Source organism: Halomonas sp. TP35 (genome assembly GCF_052375975.1).
Classification (GTDB): Bacteria; Pseudomonadota; Gammaproteobacteria; order Pseudomonadales; family Halomonadaceae; genus Vreelandella; species Vreelandella citrativorans.
Genome location: NZ_JBQSUZ010000051.1, coordinates 1 through 265, shown reverse-complemented (window position 1 = coordinate 265; position 265 = coordinate 1). Strand labels below are relative to the sequence as shown.

Below are 265 nucleotides of genomic sequence, written 5' to 3'. Positions count from 1 at the left end.
GGGTAGTGTTCAGAATTCTGTGTCACTTCTACCCTAAGAGGAAAGAGGTGATGTATGACACAACCAACATTTGACATGGACGCGGCGCTGAAAGCCCTGCGAGAAGGGAAAGATCTCACCGGCAAGGAGGGCATTCTGACGCCGCTCATCAAGCAGTTGACCGAGGCTGCCATGCAGGCGGAGCTCGACGCGCATCTCGACAATCAGGAGACGCCCAACCGCAAAAACGGGGGCTCTCCCAAGACCATGAAAAGCCCTGCAGGCC

Annotated in this window: 1 pseudogene; it reads left to right on the top strand. The window is 56.2% G+C overall.

From position 1 onward, the window contains the following. Positions 1–54: 54 nt before the first annotated feature. Positions 55–265 (top strand): annotated as a pseudogene (locus ACT3RU_RS18005) (IS256 family transposase); the annotation flags it as partial.